Source organism: Azospirillum sp. UFLA03-27, from assembly GCF_059803775.1.
In genome coordinates this window covers 1-13,199 of sequence record NZ_JAUQTX010000196.1, presented here as the reverse complement: position 1 = coordinate 13,199, position 13,199 = coordinate 1, and the positions used below count along the sequence as shown (strand labels likewise).

12 protein-coding genes are annotated in these 13,199 nt (G+C 69.2%); all 12 read left to right on the top strand.

Annotated features, from left to right (window positions below; genetic code table 11):
- Positions 1-563: 563 nt before the first annotated feature.
- On the top strand, positions 564-1,061 hold the full coding sequence (locus Q4I23_RS23870) for a division/cell wall cluster transcriptional repressor MraZ (RefSeq protein ID WP_038526524.1): 498 nt from the start codon (positions 564-566) through the stop codon (positions 1,059-1,061).
- On the top strand, positions 1,058-2,071 hold the full coding sequence (gene rsmH, locus Q4I23_RS23865; RefSeq protein ID WP_454019283.1) for a 16S rRNA (cytosine(1402)-N(4))-methyltransferase RsmH: 1,014 nt from the start codon (positions 1,058-1,060) through the stop codon (positions 2,069-2,071). Before Q4I23_RS23870 ends, rsmH begins: the two co-directional genes overlap by 4 nt.
- Positions 2,068-2,796, top strand: coding sequence for a cell division protein FtsL (ftsL, locus tag Q4I23_RS23860; RefSeq protein WP_454019282.1), 729 nt, complete (start codon positions 2,068-2,070; stop codon positions 2,794-2,796). The genes rsmH and ftsL overlap by 4 nt, the downstream gene beginning before the upstream one ends.
- Positions 2,793-4,598, top strand: a complete 1,806-nt coding sequence (locus Q4I23_RS23855) for a peptidoglycan D,D-transpeptidase FtsI family protein (RefSeq protein ID WP_454019281.1) — start codon at positions 2,793-2,795, stop codon at positions 4,596-4,598. The genes ftsL and Q4I23_RS23855 overlap by 4 nt, the downstream gene beginning before the upstream one ends.
- Positions 4,599-4,635: 37 nt before the next feature.
- Entirely contained in the window at positions 4,636-6,048 is a 1,413-nt protein-coding gene (locus Q4I23_RS23850; RefSeq protein ID WP_498527866.1) for a UDP-N-acetylmuramoyl-L-alanyl-D-glutamate--2,6-diaminopimelate ligase, read from the top strand.
- Positions 6,045-7,541: a UDP-N-acetylmuramoylalanyl-D-glutamyl-2,6-diaminopimelate--D-alanyl-D-alanine ligase gene (locus Q4I23_RS23845; protein WP_498527865.1), complete on the top strand. Its 1,497-nt coding sequence runs from the start codon at positions 6,045-6,047 to the stop codon at positions 7,539-7,541. Before Q4I23_RS23850 ends, Q4I23_RS23845 begins: the two co-directional genes overlap by 4 nt.
- Positions 7,542-7,551: 10 nt before the next feature.
- Positions 7,552-8,637 (top strand): phospho-N-acetylmuramoyl-pentapeptide-transferase, encoded by a 1,086-nt coding sequence (gene mraY / locus Q4I23_RS23840; RefSeq protein WP_035675379.1) that lies wholly within the window; start codon positions 7,552-7,554, stop codon positions 8,635-8,637.
- Positions 8,638-8,650: 13 nt separating this feature from the next.
- The gene (gene murD, locus Q4I23_RS23835; protein ID WP_498527864.1) at positions 8,651-10,054 is read left to right on the top strand and encodes a UDP-N-acetylmuramoyl-L-alanine--D-glutamate ligase; all 1,404 of its coding nucleotides are present in this window, start codon (positions 8,651-8,653) and stop codon (positions 10,052-10,054) included.
- On the top strand, positions 10,054-11,175 hold the full coding sequence (gene ftsW / locus Q4I23_RS23830; protein WP_454019276.1) for a putative lipid II flippase FtsW: 1,122 nt from the start codon (positions 10,054-10,056) through the stop codon (positions 11,173-11,175). The genes murD and ftsW overlap by 1 nt, the downstream gene beginning before the upstream one ends.
- Before the next feature lie 5 nt (positions 11,176-11,180).
- Entirely contained in the window at positions 11,181-12,320 is a 1,140-nt protein-coding gene (gene murG, locus Q4I23_RS23825; RefSeq protein ID WP_498527863.1) for an undecaprenyldiphospho-muramoylpentapeptide beta-N-acetylglucosaminyltransferase, read from the top strand.
- Positions 12,317-12,568 carry a hypothetical protein gene (locus Q4I23_RS23820; RefSeq protein ID WP_498527862.1) on the top strand — a complete coding sequence of 84 codons (252 nt, stop codon included), beginning with the start codon at positions 12,317-12,319 and terminating at the stop codon, positions 12,566-12,568. Before murG ends, Q4I23_RS23820 begins: the two co-directional genes overlap by 4 nt.
- Before the next feature lie 7 nt (positions 12,569-12,575).
- Positions 12,576-13,199, top strand: a 624-nt coding sequence (locus Q4I23_RS23815; protein ID WP_498527861.1) for a Mur ligase domain-containing protein, incomplete at its 3' end; no start/stop codon positions are given.

The window sequence follows — 13,199 nt, the reverse complement described above, 5'->3', positions numbered from 1 at the left end:
ATCTGGCGTTTATCCCCACCACCTCCGGATCACCGGACACCCCTTTTCCGCGGCGCGGGACTGGGATGGCCCCCCCTTGTCCACAGATGTCCCCAGCTTCATCCACAGGCGGTGGATAACTGTGGGGCAAATTCCCATGCCGTCCCATGCCACGCCTCGGCAGGTTACCCCAGCAGGCTATACCATTCGTAGGGTGCGATTCGCCTTTATGGAAAGCCACATGATGGGAACCATTCGCGGGACTCACGGAACATCCTGCGAACTCTGTGAGGCAATGCCGCGTAATCGCTCATTAGCGCGCTGATACGTTGCCGATTCTCGCCGATTCGGATCACCTATTTGCACGCTGGCAACACATCGGCCCAAAAGTCTTGACAGCACCATATGAATACTGGAGGGGGCGTTGACGCCCAAACTGTCCCATGCTATCCCATGAAAGCCCAGTTCGGAGGGGGAACTACCCAACCAAGGTAGCCAAACCGGGCGCGTTCAGCGGCAAGAGCGGATAGGGCTTCGCGGCGGCGAAGACCGGCAACGGGATAAGGGGGGCGTTCGTCAGGCCGATGGCCATTTTCCTGTCCACATACGTCAACAAAGTTGACAGGAAAGGCCGCTGCTCCATCCCGGCGCAGTTCCGGCAGTCGCTTGCCAAGACGTCGGCTCCCGGCACCGTCTATCTCTGGCCTTCGCTGAATCATCAGGCGCTGGAAGGCGCCGATCAGGATTATCTCGACGTGCTCTCCGAAAGCCTGGAATCCCCCGATCTGGATTCGGACGAGCGCGACATGATCGAGACCTTCATCTTCGGCAAGCTGATCCCCGTCTCGCTGGACACCGAAGGCCGAATCGTCCTGCCCAAGGAACTCGCCGAATTCGCTGGAATCGACGAGGAAGCCGCCTTCATCGGCCGCCGCAAGACCTTCCAGATCTGGGAGCCCGGCGCCCTGAAGGCCCATGAACAGACGCTGCGCGACCAGGTCGTGCGCAAGGACATTTCGCTGAGCCAGATCGTCGCCAAGGCGTCCCGCGCCGCCGCCGGCCGGGGAGGGGAGGGCGCATGATCGTGAAGCCCCCTGGCCCCGCTCCCACCTCCGCCGCCGTCCCGGCCTCTCCCCACATCTCCGTCCTGCTGAACGAGGTCGTGGACGCGCTCTCCCCGCGCGACGGCGGCGTCTATGTGGACGGCACCTTCGGCGCCGGCGGCTATGCCCGCGCGATTCTCGACCGGGCCGACTGCCGGGTCTGGGGAATCGACCGCGATCCCGAAGCCATCGAACGCGGCCGTAAGCTCGCCCTCGCCTATCCGGGCCGGCTGGAGATCGTCGAAGGCCGATTCGGCGACATGGACCGGCTGCTCGCCGAGCACGGCGTCGAATCGGTGGACGGCGTGGCGCTGGACATCGGCGTCTCCTCCCCGCAGATCGACGAGCCGGAGCGCGGCTTCTCCTTCCGATTCGACGGCCCGCTCGACATGCGGATGGGACGCGATGGGCCGACCGCCGCCGACGTGGTGAACACCGCCACCGAGGCCGAGCTGGCCGACATCGTCTTCCATTACGGCGAGGAGCGCATGGCCCGCCGCGTGGCCCGCGCCATCGTCGCCGCGCGTTTGGACACCCCGTTCGCGCGCACCAAGCAGCTGGCCGACGTGGTACGGTCGGTGGTGCCGAAGGGGAAGGGCGACGCCATCGACCCGGCGACCCGCACCTTCCAGGCGCTGCGCATCCATGTGAACGACGAGCTGGGCGAGCTGCGCCGCGGCCTCGCCGCCGCCGAATCGCTGCTGAAGCCCGGCGGGCGCCTCGCCGTCGTCTCCTTCCATTCGCTGGAGGACCGGGAAGTGAAGACGTTCCTGAAGGAACGCTCCTCGCCCCCGCCCTCCCCGTCCCGACACGCGCCGAGCCTTGCGGCGGACGCGCGTTCCCCATCCTTCCGGCTCCTGTCGCGCAAGCCCATCGTGCCGACGGACCAGGAAGCCCACAGCAACCCACGCGCGCGCTCTGCCCGGCTGCGCGCGGCTGAACGCACGGCGGCGCCGGCCTATCCGGCGCCCGGCAAGGAGGCGGCATGAAATACAAATCCGCACTTTTCTGGGGTGGCCTGATCGCCGCCGCCGGCTTCGTCCTGTTCGAGACCAGCTACGAGGTTCAGGAGCTGGAGGAAAAGCTGGGCTCGCTCAACCGCAAGATCATGGTGGAGCAGGAGGCCATCCAGGTCCTCAAGGCCGAGTGGAGCTTCCTGAACGACCCGACCCGTCTTGAGAACCTGTCGCGCGAGCATCTGGCGCTGCAGCCGACCGAGGCGCGCCAGTTCGTGGCGATGAACATCGTCCCGATGCGCCCCTCCCCCACCGTCGCGCCGGAGGAAGCTCCGCTGCCGCCGATGGTCCGCAACCAGACGCCGGGCAAGGCGCCGAACGTGGCGACGGCCTCCACCGGGGACAGCGTCGTGGGCGGCGGCGCCATCGTTCAGGGCGGCATTCAGGGCGGCGTGATCATTCCGGCCTCGGCCTCGCCGATCAAGCCGGCCCCGATCAAGCCCTCGGCCATCGTGCCCGCCTCGGCCAAAGTGCCGCCCCTGCCCTCCGCCGCCAAATCGGCCCCGGCGCCCGTGGTGACGACCAAGCCGACGGAGGTCGCCACCAAGCCGCCGGTCACCTCCCGGACGCTGGCGCCGCCGCCCGTGGCCCGTCCGCAGCCGCAGCAGGCCGGCTTCCAGGCCGCCCCGCCGCCGGCCGCGCCGGCCCAGCATGACAGCATCGGTCTTCTCGTCGCCCGTCTCGGAGCCAACCGATGAACGTTCCGCCGCCCGGCGTCGATCCCGCGCACGGCGCCTACAGCGTTCCGCCCCCGGCCTCCAAGCCGCGGACGTCGCTGTCGGTCGCGCTGGAGCAGAGCCGGAACCGGTTGATGGTGACCGCGGCCATGGTCGCCGTGGTCTTTACCGCCATCGGCGTGAAGCTGGTGGACGCGACCCTGTTCAACCACGCGGCGGAACCGCGCCCGCGCATGGCCGCGGAGGTCGACGCCCCGCCGGTCAACCGCGCCGACATCGTGGACCGCAACGGCAACCTGCTGGCGACCTCGCTCGCCACGCAGTCGCTCTACGCCGACCCGAAGCTGGTGAGCCGCCCGGACGAAGTGGCGCGGAAGCTGACCACCGCCCTGCCGGAGCTGGACTACAAGGACCTGCTGACCAAGCTCAGCGGCGACAAGCGGTTCGTCTGGATCAAGCGCAACCTGACGCCCAAGCAGCAGGCGGCGGTGTTCCGGCTGGGCCTGCCCGGCGTCTATTTCGAACGGGAGGAGCGCCGCTTTTACCCGGCCTCCAACCTGACCTCGCATCTGGTCGGCTTCACCGGCGTGGACAACAACGGTCTCGCCGGGCTGGAGCAGCAGTTCAACAAGCGGCTGACCACCGACCCGAAGCCTCTGCAACTTTCGATTGATCTGCGCCTTCAGCACATCATGAAGAAGGAATTGCAGACGACGATCGAAGAGTTCAGCGCCATCGGCGCCGCCGGCATCATTTACGATGTCCGCAACGGCGAAGTCATGTCGATGGTTTCGCTGCCCGACTTCGATCCGCACAACCCGACAGGACTTGACCCGGACACGCTGTTCAACCGCGCGACGCTCGGCGTGTACGAAATGGGGTCCACCTTCAAGATCTTCAACACGGCGATGTCTCTGGATTCGGGCAAGATCCGCGTGTCCGACACCTTCGACACCATCAACAACATCAAGGTCGGCCGCTTCACGATCCGCGAATTCCACGCGTTCAAACACAACCTGACCGTGGCGGAGGTGTTCCAGGAATCGTCGAACCTCGGATCGGTGCGCATGGCGCTGACGCTCGGCGTGCAACACCAGAAGTCCTTCATGACCAAGCTGGGCATGACCCGCCCGACCTCGCTGGAACTGCCGGAGAACGGCTGGCCGCTGGTGCCGAATCCGTGGCGGGAGGTCAACACCATGACCATCTCCTTCGGCCACGGCATGTCGGTCAGCCCGATGCACACGGTCAACGCCGCGGCCTCGATCATCAACGGCGGCGTGCTGCACCCGCCGACCCTGCTGAAGCGCGACCCCGCGGTCGAGGTGCCGGGCGAGCAGGTCATCAGCCCGAAGACCTCGGCGATGATGCGTCGCCTCTTCCGCTTCGTGGTCACCGACGGCACGGCGAAGTCGGCCAACGCCAAGGGTTACGTCGTCGGCGGCAAGACCGGCACGGCGGACAAGCAGAAGGGCCGGAGCTATGCCCGGAACTCCCGCATGTCGTCGTTCCTCGGCGCCTTCCCGATGCACGACCCCCGCTACATCGTCTATGTCCTGATCGACGAGCCGAAGGGCACCAAGAAGACCTACGGCTTCGCCACCGGCGGCTGGGTCGCCGCTCCCGCGGTCGGCCGGATCGTGAAGCAGATCGGCCCGCTGCTGGGCGTCCAGCCGGTGGACGAGGCTTCCCCAGAGGTCATCAACGCCACCTACATCAACACCGCCGGTCAGACGACCCCTCCCGCACCGCCGCCTCCGCCCGCGCAACCGAAAGGCAGCACCGTTGCTTCTGTCCCACCTGCTGGCAACAAGCCGCGCTGACGCGACGTTCTCCTCCGTCGAGGGGTCCGCCGTCGAAGTGCCAGCCGTCGATGTGACCGGGTTGACCGCGGACAGCCGCGCGGTCAGGCCCGGTTTCGTCTTTGCGGCCCTGCCGGGCGCGAAGGCGGACGGGCGCGCCTTCATCGCCGACGCGCTCGCCAAGGGCGCCGTCGCGGTGGTGGCGCCCATCGGGACCGCCCTGCCCGCCGGCAGCGCCGCGACGCTGGTCGCGGATGAGCAACCGCGCCGCCTCTTCGCGCGCCTCGCCGCCGCTTTCCACGGGCGGCAGCCGGACACCGTGGTCGCCGTGACGGGGACCAACGGCAAGACCTCCACCGTCCAGTTCGCCCGCCAGATGTGGGACCTGATGGGCCTGAAGGCGGCCAGCCTGGGCACGCTGGGGCTGATCGGGCCGGGGCTGGACGATTACGGCGGGATGACCACGCCGGACCCGGTGTCGCTCCACCGCGACCTCGCCGCCGTCAAGGACAAGGGGATCGAGCATCTGGCGATGGAGGCGTCCAGCCACGGGCTGGAGCAGTTCCGTCTCGACGGTGTGGTCCTCAAGGCCGCGGGATTCACCAACCTGACCCGCGACCATCTGGACTACCACGGCACAATGGAGGCCTACCTCCAGGCCAAGGCGATGCTGTTCGGACGGGTGTTGCCCGATGGGGGAACCGCTGTCCTGAACGCCGACAGCGGCACCTTCGCCGAACTTGCCGGGATTTGTTCACAGCGCGGTCACCGCGTCTTCGGATACGGTCTGGCCGGTCGCGAGATCCGGGTGAACGGGGTCGAGCCGCTGGCCCACGGCCAGCGCCTGGACCTGACGGTCCTGGGCCGCGACATCACCGTGGACCTGCCGCTGGCGGGCCGCTTCCAGGCGTGGAACGTGCTGTGCGCGCTCGGTCTGGTGATCGGCTCCGGCGCGGACCGTGACGAGGCTATGGCCACCCTGACCCGCCTGGAAGGCGTGCCGGGGCGTCTGCAGCACGTCGCCACCCACCCCTGCGGGGCGGCGGTCTATGTCGATTTCGCCCACACGCCCGACGCGCTGGAAACGGTGCTGCTGGCGCTGAAGCAGCACGCCCGGAACCGCCTGATCGTGGTCTTCGGGTGCGGCGGCGACCGCGACCGCGGGAAGCGGCCGGTGATGGGGGAGCTGGCTGGCCGTCTGGCCGACCGCGCCATCGTCACCGACGACAACCCGCGCACCGAGGTGCCGGCGGCCATCCGCAAGGAGGTCCTGGCGGGCCACCCGGCCCTGGAGGAGATCGGCGACCGGCGCGAGGCCATCCGCGCCGCCGTCCGCAGCCTTCGGCCCGGTGACGTGCTGGTCATCGCCGGCAAGGGACATGAGCATGGTCAGATCGTCGGGACGGAGGTCCTTCCTTTCGACGACGCGACCGAGGCACGAGCCGCCGTGGCGGAGGTTGGAGCAGCATGAGCGAGGCCAAGACCGTCCTGTGGACCGCCGAGGACGCCGCCGCCGCCACCAGCGGTCAGGCGACGCGCTCCTGGGCGGCGACCGGGGTCAGCATCGACAGCCGCAAGGTGGCGCCGGGCGACCTGTTCGTCGCCATCAAGGGGCCGAACTTCGACGGGCACGACTTCGTGGCGAAGGCGCTGGAGGCCGGCGCCGCCGCGGCGCTGGTCAGCACCGTGCCGCCCGGCGTGCCCGGCGACGCCTCCCTTCTGGCGGTGGAGCAGGACACGCTGGCGGCGCTGGGCGATCTCGGCCACGTCGCGCGGCTGCGCACCCAGGCCAAGGTGGTGGGCGTCACCGGCTCGGTCGGCAAGACCAGCACCAAGGAGGCGTTGCGCCATGTCCTGTCGGCGCAGGGCCGCACCTTCGCCACCGAAGGCAGTCTGAACAACCATTGGGGCGTGCCTTTGTCGCTGGCCCGCATGCCGGAGGACAGCGAGTTCGGCGTGTTCGAGCTGGGCATGAACCATGCCGGGGAGCTTGGCCCCCTGTCGCGGCAGGTGATGCCCGACGTCGCGGTCATCACCACGGTGGACGCGGCGCATCTGGAGTTCTTCGACTCCGTCGAGGCGATCGCCGACGCCAAGGCCGAGATCTTCGAGGGCATGAACCCCAACGGGATCGCCGTGCTGAACCGCGACAACCCGCATTTCGCGCGGCTGCTCGCCGCCGCGCGCACCCAGGGGCTGAGCCGCATCTGGAGCTTCGGCTCCCACGCCGACGCCGACGCGCGTCTGGTGGAGTGCTCGCTGCACGCCACCTGCAGCGCCGTGACCGCGGTCGTCCGGGGCGAGCGCATCCAGTACAGCCTGGCGCTGCCCGGCCGGCATTGGGTGATGAACAGCCTCGCCGTGCTGCTGGCGGTGAAGGCGCTGGGCGCCGACGTCGCCGCCGCGGGGCGCGCGCTGTCCACCATCGCGCCGGTGAAGGGCCGCGGCACGCGCAAGCGCGTCCAGGCCGCCCGGGGCGCCTTCACCCTGATCGATGAGAGCTACAACGCCAGCCCCGCCGCCATGGCCGCGACCTTCGCGGTGCTCGGCAAGACCGACCCCGGGGCCGGCGGCCGACGCCTCGCCGTGCTGGGCGACATGCGGGAGCTGGGCGACCGCGCCGACGCCCTGCACGCCGCGCTGGCCGAACCGCTGCGCGCCGCGCATGTGGACGCGGTCTACGCCTGCGGCCCGCATATGCGCGCCCTGTTCGACCGCCTGCCCGCCGCCATGCGCGGCGCCTGGACGGAGTCCAGCGCCGAGCTGGCCCCCATCCTGGCCGGTGCGGTGCGCGGCGGCGATGTGGTGCTGATCAAGGGTTCGCTGGGCAGCCGCATGGCGACGGTGGTGGACGCCCTGTCCGCCCTGGACACCAAAGACAGCAAACAAACCGAAAAGAACAACAACGGCTCCTCGCCCGCGGCTGACACGGATCAGGCTGCGGCGCAGGGCCACAAAGGCTGACCGCTCCACGATGCTCTACAACCTGCTCTTTCCCCTGGCGGACGTCTTCACGCCGTTCAACCTGTTCCGGTATCTGACCTTCCGGACGGGAGGCGCGGTGCTGACGGCGCTCGTCATCAGCTTCGTGTTCTTTCCGCGCCTGATCGCGTGGCTGAAGCGCAAGCAGGGCGAGGGCCAGCCGATCCGCTCCGACGGGCCGGAAAGCCATGCGAAGAAGAAGGGCACGCCCACCATGGGCGGCCTCATGATCCTGATCGCCGTGTCGATCAGCACGCTGCTGTGGGTCGACCTGACCAACGCCTACACCTGGATCGTGCTGCTGGTGACGATCGGCTACGGGCTGATCGGCTTCGGCGACGACTATCTGAAGTTGACCAAGCGCAACACCAAGGGGCTGTCGGGCCGCTTCCGTCTGACCTGGGAAATCATCATCGGCGTCTCCGCCGCCGCCGCCATCATGTATGTGTCGGCGCCGCCGCTGTCCGGCGGTCTGGCGGTGCCCTTCGTCAAGGACTTCCTGATCCAGCTCTCCTGGTTCTTCATCCCGGTGGGCGCCTTCGTCATGGTCGGCGCGTCGAACGCGGTAAACCTGACCGACGGGCTGGACGGCCTCGCCATCGTGCCGACGATGATCGCGGCGGGCTGCTTCGGCCTGATCGCCTATCTGACCGGCAACGCGATCTTCGCCAACTATCTCCAGATCCACCATGTGCCCGGTGCTGGTGAGCTTGCCGTTTTCTGCGGGGCTCTGGTCGGTGCGGGGATCGGATTCCTCTGGTACAACGCGCCCCCCGCCATGGTCTTCATGGGCGACACCGGCTCGCTGGCCCTCGGCGGCGCGCTGGGAGCCGTCAGCGTGGTCACCAAGCACGAGATCGTGCTGGCGATCATCGGCGGCCTGTTCGTGCTGGAGACCGTGTCGGTGATCGTCCAGGTCGCCTCGTTCAAGCTGACCGGAAAGCGCGTGTTCCGCATGGCGCCCCTGCACCATCACTTCGAGAAGAAGGGATGGGCGGAGTCCACCGTGGTCATCCGCTTCTGGATCATCGCCTCCATCCTGGCCCTGGTCGGCCTGTCCACGCTGAAGCTCCGTTGAGGGTCGCCGCCCGATGATCAACCTGTTCTACATGGAAGGACTGCCGGTGGCGGTCATGGGGCTGGGCAAGTCCGGCCTCGCCACGGCGGAGGCGCTGACCCAAAGCGGCGCCGACGTGTGGGTGTGGGACGACAACGAGTCCAGCCGCGCCGCCGCGCTGAGCAAGGGCTACAAAGTCGTCGACCTGACCACCGCGGACCTGACCGAGCTGACCACCATCGTCTGGTCGCCGGGCATCCCGCACACCCACCCGAAGCCCCATCCGGTCGCCCTGCGCGCCCGCGCCGCGAACATCGAGCTGGTCTGCGACATCGAGCTGCTGGCCCGGTCGGAGCGCGATTCGGCCTACATCGGCATCACCGGCACCAACGGGAAGTCCACCACCACGACCCTGATCGGCCATGTGATGGAGGCCGCCGGGCGGCGCATCGCGGTGGGCGGCAACCTGGGCACCCCGGCGCTGACCTTCCCCTCCGTCGGGGCCGGCGGCAGCTACGTGCTGGAGATGTCGAGCTACCAGCTTGAGTTGACCTACTCGATCACCTTCGACGTGGCGGTGCTGCTCAACATCACGCCGGACCATCTGGCCCGGCACGGCGGCATGGACGGCTACGTCGCCGCCAAGAAACTGATCTTCCACCGCCAGACCAAGCCGCGCACCGCAGTGATCGGCGTGGACGACCCGACCTGCCGGGCGATCTGGGAGGAGCTGAAGGCCAAGGGCGACCAGGTGATCTGGCCGGTCTCCGCCCTGGGTCCGGTGCCCGGCGGCGTCTACGCCGAGAACGGCTGGCTGGTCGACGACACCTTCGGCGCCGCGGAGCGCGTGGCCGAGCTGGCCGCCTTCCCGGCGCTGCTCGGAACGCACAACTGGCAGAACGCCGCCGCGGCCTATGCCGCCTGCAAAGCGGCAGGCGTGCCGACCCCGGCCATCGTCGCCGCCATGACCACCTTCCCCGGCCTCGCCCACCGGCAGCAGCCGGTGCGGACCATCGACGGCGTGCGCTTCGTCAACGACAGCAAGGCGACCAACGCCGACGCGACGGAGAAGGCGCTGGCGACCTTCGACCCGATCTACTGGATCCTCGGCGGCCAGGCGAAGGAGACCGGGCTGGACGGGCTGGAGGCCTACGCGCCGCGCGTCCGCCACGCCTTCCTGATCGGCGAGGCGTCGGACCGCTTCGCGGTGTGGCTGGAGGCCAACAAGGTTCCGCACACCCGCTGCGGCACGCTGGACGTGGCGGTCAACGCCGCGGCGGAGCTGGCGCTGGCCGAGGCGCTGCCCGGCGCCTGCGTGCTGCTGTCGCCCGCCTGCGCCTCCTGGGACCAGTTCGCGAATTTCGAGAAGCGCGGCGAGGCCTTCGCCGACGCCGTGAACCGCCTCGAAGGCAACGCCGTTCCGGGGGACCGCGCCTGATGATGACCTTCGACCGCACCGATCAATCCATCTTCGGCCGCTGGTGGTGGACGGTCGACCGCTGGCAGCTCGCCGCGCTGGCGGCGCTGATGGCGCTCGGCACGGTCCTGATCACCGCGGCCAGCCCGCCGGTGGCGGAACGCATCGGCATCCAGGACACCTTCTACTTCGTCGAACGCCACCTGATGATGCTGATCCCCAGCGTCGCCATCATGTGCGGCGTCTCGCTGCTCAGCCCGCGCGGCGTGCGGCGGGCGGCGCTGGTGGTCTTCCTGATCGCGGTGGCGATGGTCTACGCGACGCTGGTCGTCGGCGTCGAGATCAAGGGCGCGCGGCGCTGGATCCACATCCCCGGCCTGTCGATCCAGCCGTCGGAGTTCGTGAAGCCCGCCTTCGCGGTGGTCGGGGCATGGCTGTTCTCGCTGTCGCGCACCAACCCGGGCTTCCCCGGCACGATCCTGTCGATCCTGCTCTACGGCCTCACCGTCGGTGGCCTGCTGCTCCAGCCCGACCTTGGCATGACGGTGGTGGTGTCGGCGGTGTGGTTCTCGCAGTTCTTCCTGGCAGGTCTGAACATCATGCTGGTCGGCGGCCTGGGCGTGCTGGGCGTCGCCGGCCTCGTCGGCGCCTATTTCACGCTGCCGCACGTCCACAGCCGCATCAACCGCTTCCTCGACCCGTCGAGCGGCGACACCTATCAGGTCAGCCGCTCGCTGGAGGCCTTCGCCAACGGCGGGCTGATGGGCACCGGCCCCGGCCAGGGAACGGTGAAATACTCGCTGCCGGACAGCCACGCCGACTTCATCTTCGCCGTCGCCGGCGAGGAGATGGGGCTGATCTTCTGCCTGATCATCATCCTGCTCTTCGCCTTCATCGTGCTGCGCGGCTTCGCGCGGGTGTTCAACGACACCAACTACTTCGTGCTGCTGGCGGCGAGCGGCCTGCTGATCCAGTTCGGCCTGCAGGCGGCGATCAACATGGGCTCCGCCCTGCATCTGATGCCGACCAAAGGCATGACACTGCCCTTCATCTCCTACGGCGGCTCCTCGCTGCTGGCGCTGGGCTTCGGCATGGGAATGGTGCTGGCGCTGACCCGCAAACGCTTCGGCCCGGCGGAGTGACGACGATGGCCGACACCACACAGCGCCCCATCATCCTCGCCGCCGGCGGCACCGGCGGGCACTTCTTCCCGGCGGAAGCGCTGGCGCGCGAGCTGCTGGCCCGCGGCGAGGCGGTGGCGCTGGTCACCGACAAGCGCGGCCAGGCCTTCGGCGACAGCCTGCCGGAGGTGACGGTCCACCGCATCCGCTCCGCCGCCCCCGGCGGCAACCTGCTGGCCAAGATGAACGCGGCGTGGCAGATGGGCCTCGGCCTGCTCGGCGCCAACGCGCTGATGCGCCACCTGAAGCCGGCGGCGGTCGTCGGCTTCGGCGGCTACCCCTCCGTCCCCACGGTCTACGCCGCCGCGCAGAGCCGCGCGCCGGTGATGCTGCACGAGCAGAACGCCGTGCTGGGCCGCGCCAACCGGATGCTCGCCGCCGCGGCGCGGCGCATCGCCGTCGCCTTCCCCGAGGTCGCCTCGGTGAAGGAGGAGCACCGTCCGCGCCTCGTCCGCACCGGCAACCCGGTCCGCCCCGCCATCGCCGCCCAGCGCGACGCCGCCTACGCCGTTCCCGCCCCCGGCGGTCCCGTCCGCATCCTGGTGATGGGTGGCAGCCAGGGCGCCCGCGTCTTCTCCGAAGTCATCCCCGAGGCGCTGGGCCGGTTGCCCGCCAACCTGCGCGCCCGCATCCATCTGGCGCAGCAGTGCCGGCCCGAGGATCTGGAGGCCGCCCGCGCCGCCTACTCCGGCATGGGCCTCGGCGGGCTGGAACTGGAGAGCTTCTTCCGCGACGTGCCGGACCGGCTGGCCGCCTGCCACCTCGCCATCACGCGGGCCGGCGCCTCGACCATCGCCGAACTGACCTGCATCGGGCGCCCGGCCATTCTTGTGCCATATCCCCATGCCATGGACGACCACCAGACGGCCAACGCGCGGCAGCTTGCCGCCGCCGGGGCCGCCTGGGTGATGGCGCAGCCGGACTTCACCGCCGACGCGCTCGCCGCCCGCCTGACGGCGCTGCTGGAGTCACCCGACGCGCTGACCGCCGCGGCGCAGGCCGCCCACGGCTGGGGCATGGCCGACGCCGCGCGCCGGCTGGCCGACGCCGTGCTCGACATGATCGCCAACCCGAACCACGCCCGAACCAAGGAAGCCGCGGAATGAACAAGGCAACGCGCAGCACCATCGCACGCCCCCGCTCCTCCCGGCCCCTGGGCGATTGGCCGGCGGACATGACGCGGACCGAAGGCGCCTGGAGCAACCGGCCCGAATGCCCGTTGCTGCCGCGCGCCGGCGCCGGCTTCCTGCGCGATCGGCTGCACGTCACGATCGGTTCCCAGCCCCTTCCCTACGGCCTGTCCGACATGGCCGTGGACGCCACCCTCAGCCTGATGCTCCGCCGCGGAAAGTAATCCAGACATGCGCGCCCTCCCCCTCTCGATCGGCACCATCCATTTCGTCGGCATCGGCGGCATCGGCATGAGCGGCATCGCCGAAGTGCTGCGCAACCTCGGCTACACCGTCCAGGGCTCCGACTTGGCGGAGAGCGCCAACGTCAAGCGCCTGCGCGGGCTGGGCATCCAGATCAGCATCGGCCACCGCGCGGAGAACATCGCCGGAGCCGCGGTCGTCGTCGTCTCCTCCGCCGTCAAGCGCGACAACCCGGAGGTCGTCGCCGCCCGCGCCGCCCTGGTCCCGGTCGTCCGCCGCGCCGAGATGCTGGGCGAGCTGATGCGCCTGAAATGGGCCATCGCCATCGGCGGCACCCACGGCAAGACCACGACGACCTCGATGGTCGGCAACATGCTGGAGCACGCCAACCTCGACCCCACGGTGATCAACGGCGGCATCATCAACGCCTACGGCACCAACACGCGGCTGGGCTCCGGCGACTGGATGGTCGTCGAGGCGGACGAGAGCGACGGCACCTTCATCAAGCTGCCGGCCTGCATCGCCGTGGTCACCAACATGGACCCGGAGCATCTCGACTATTACGGCACCTTCGACAACATGCGGGCCGCCTTCGACAGCTTCGTCCAGAAC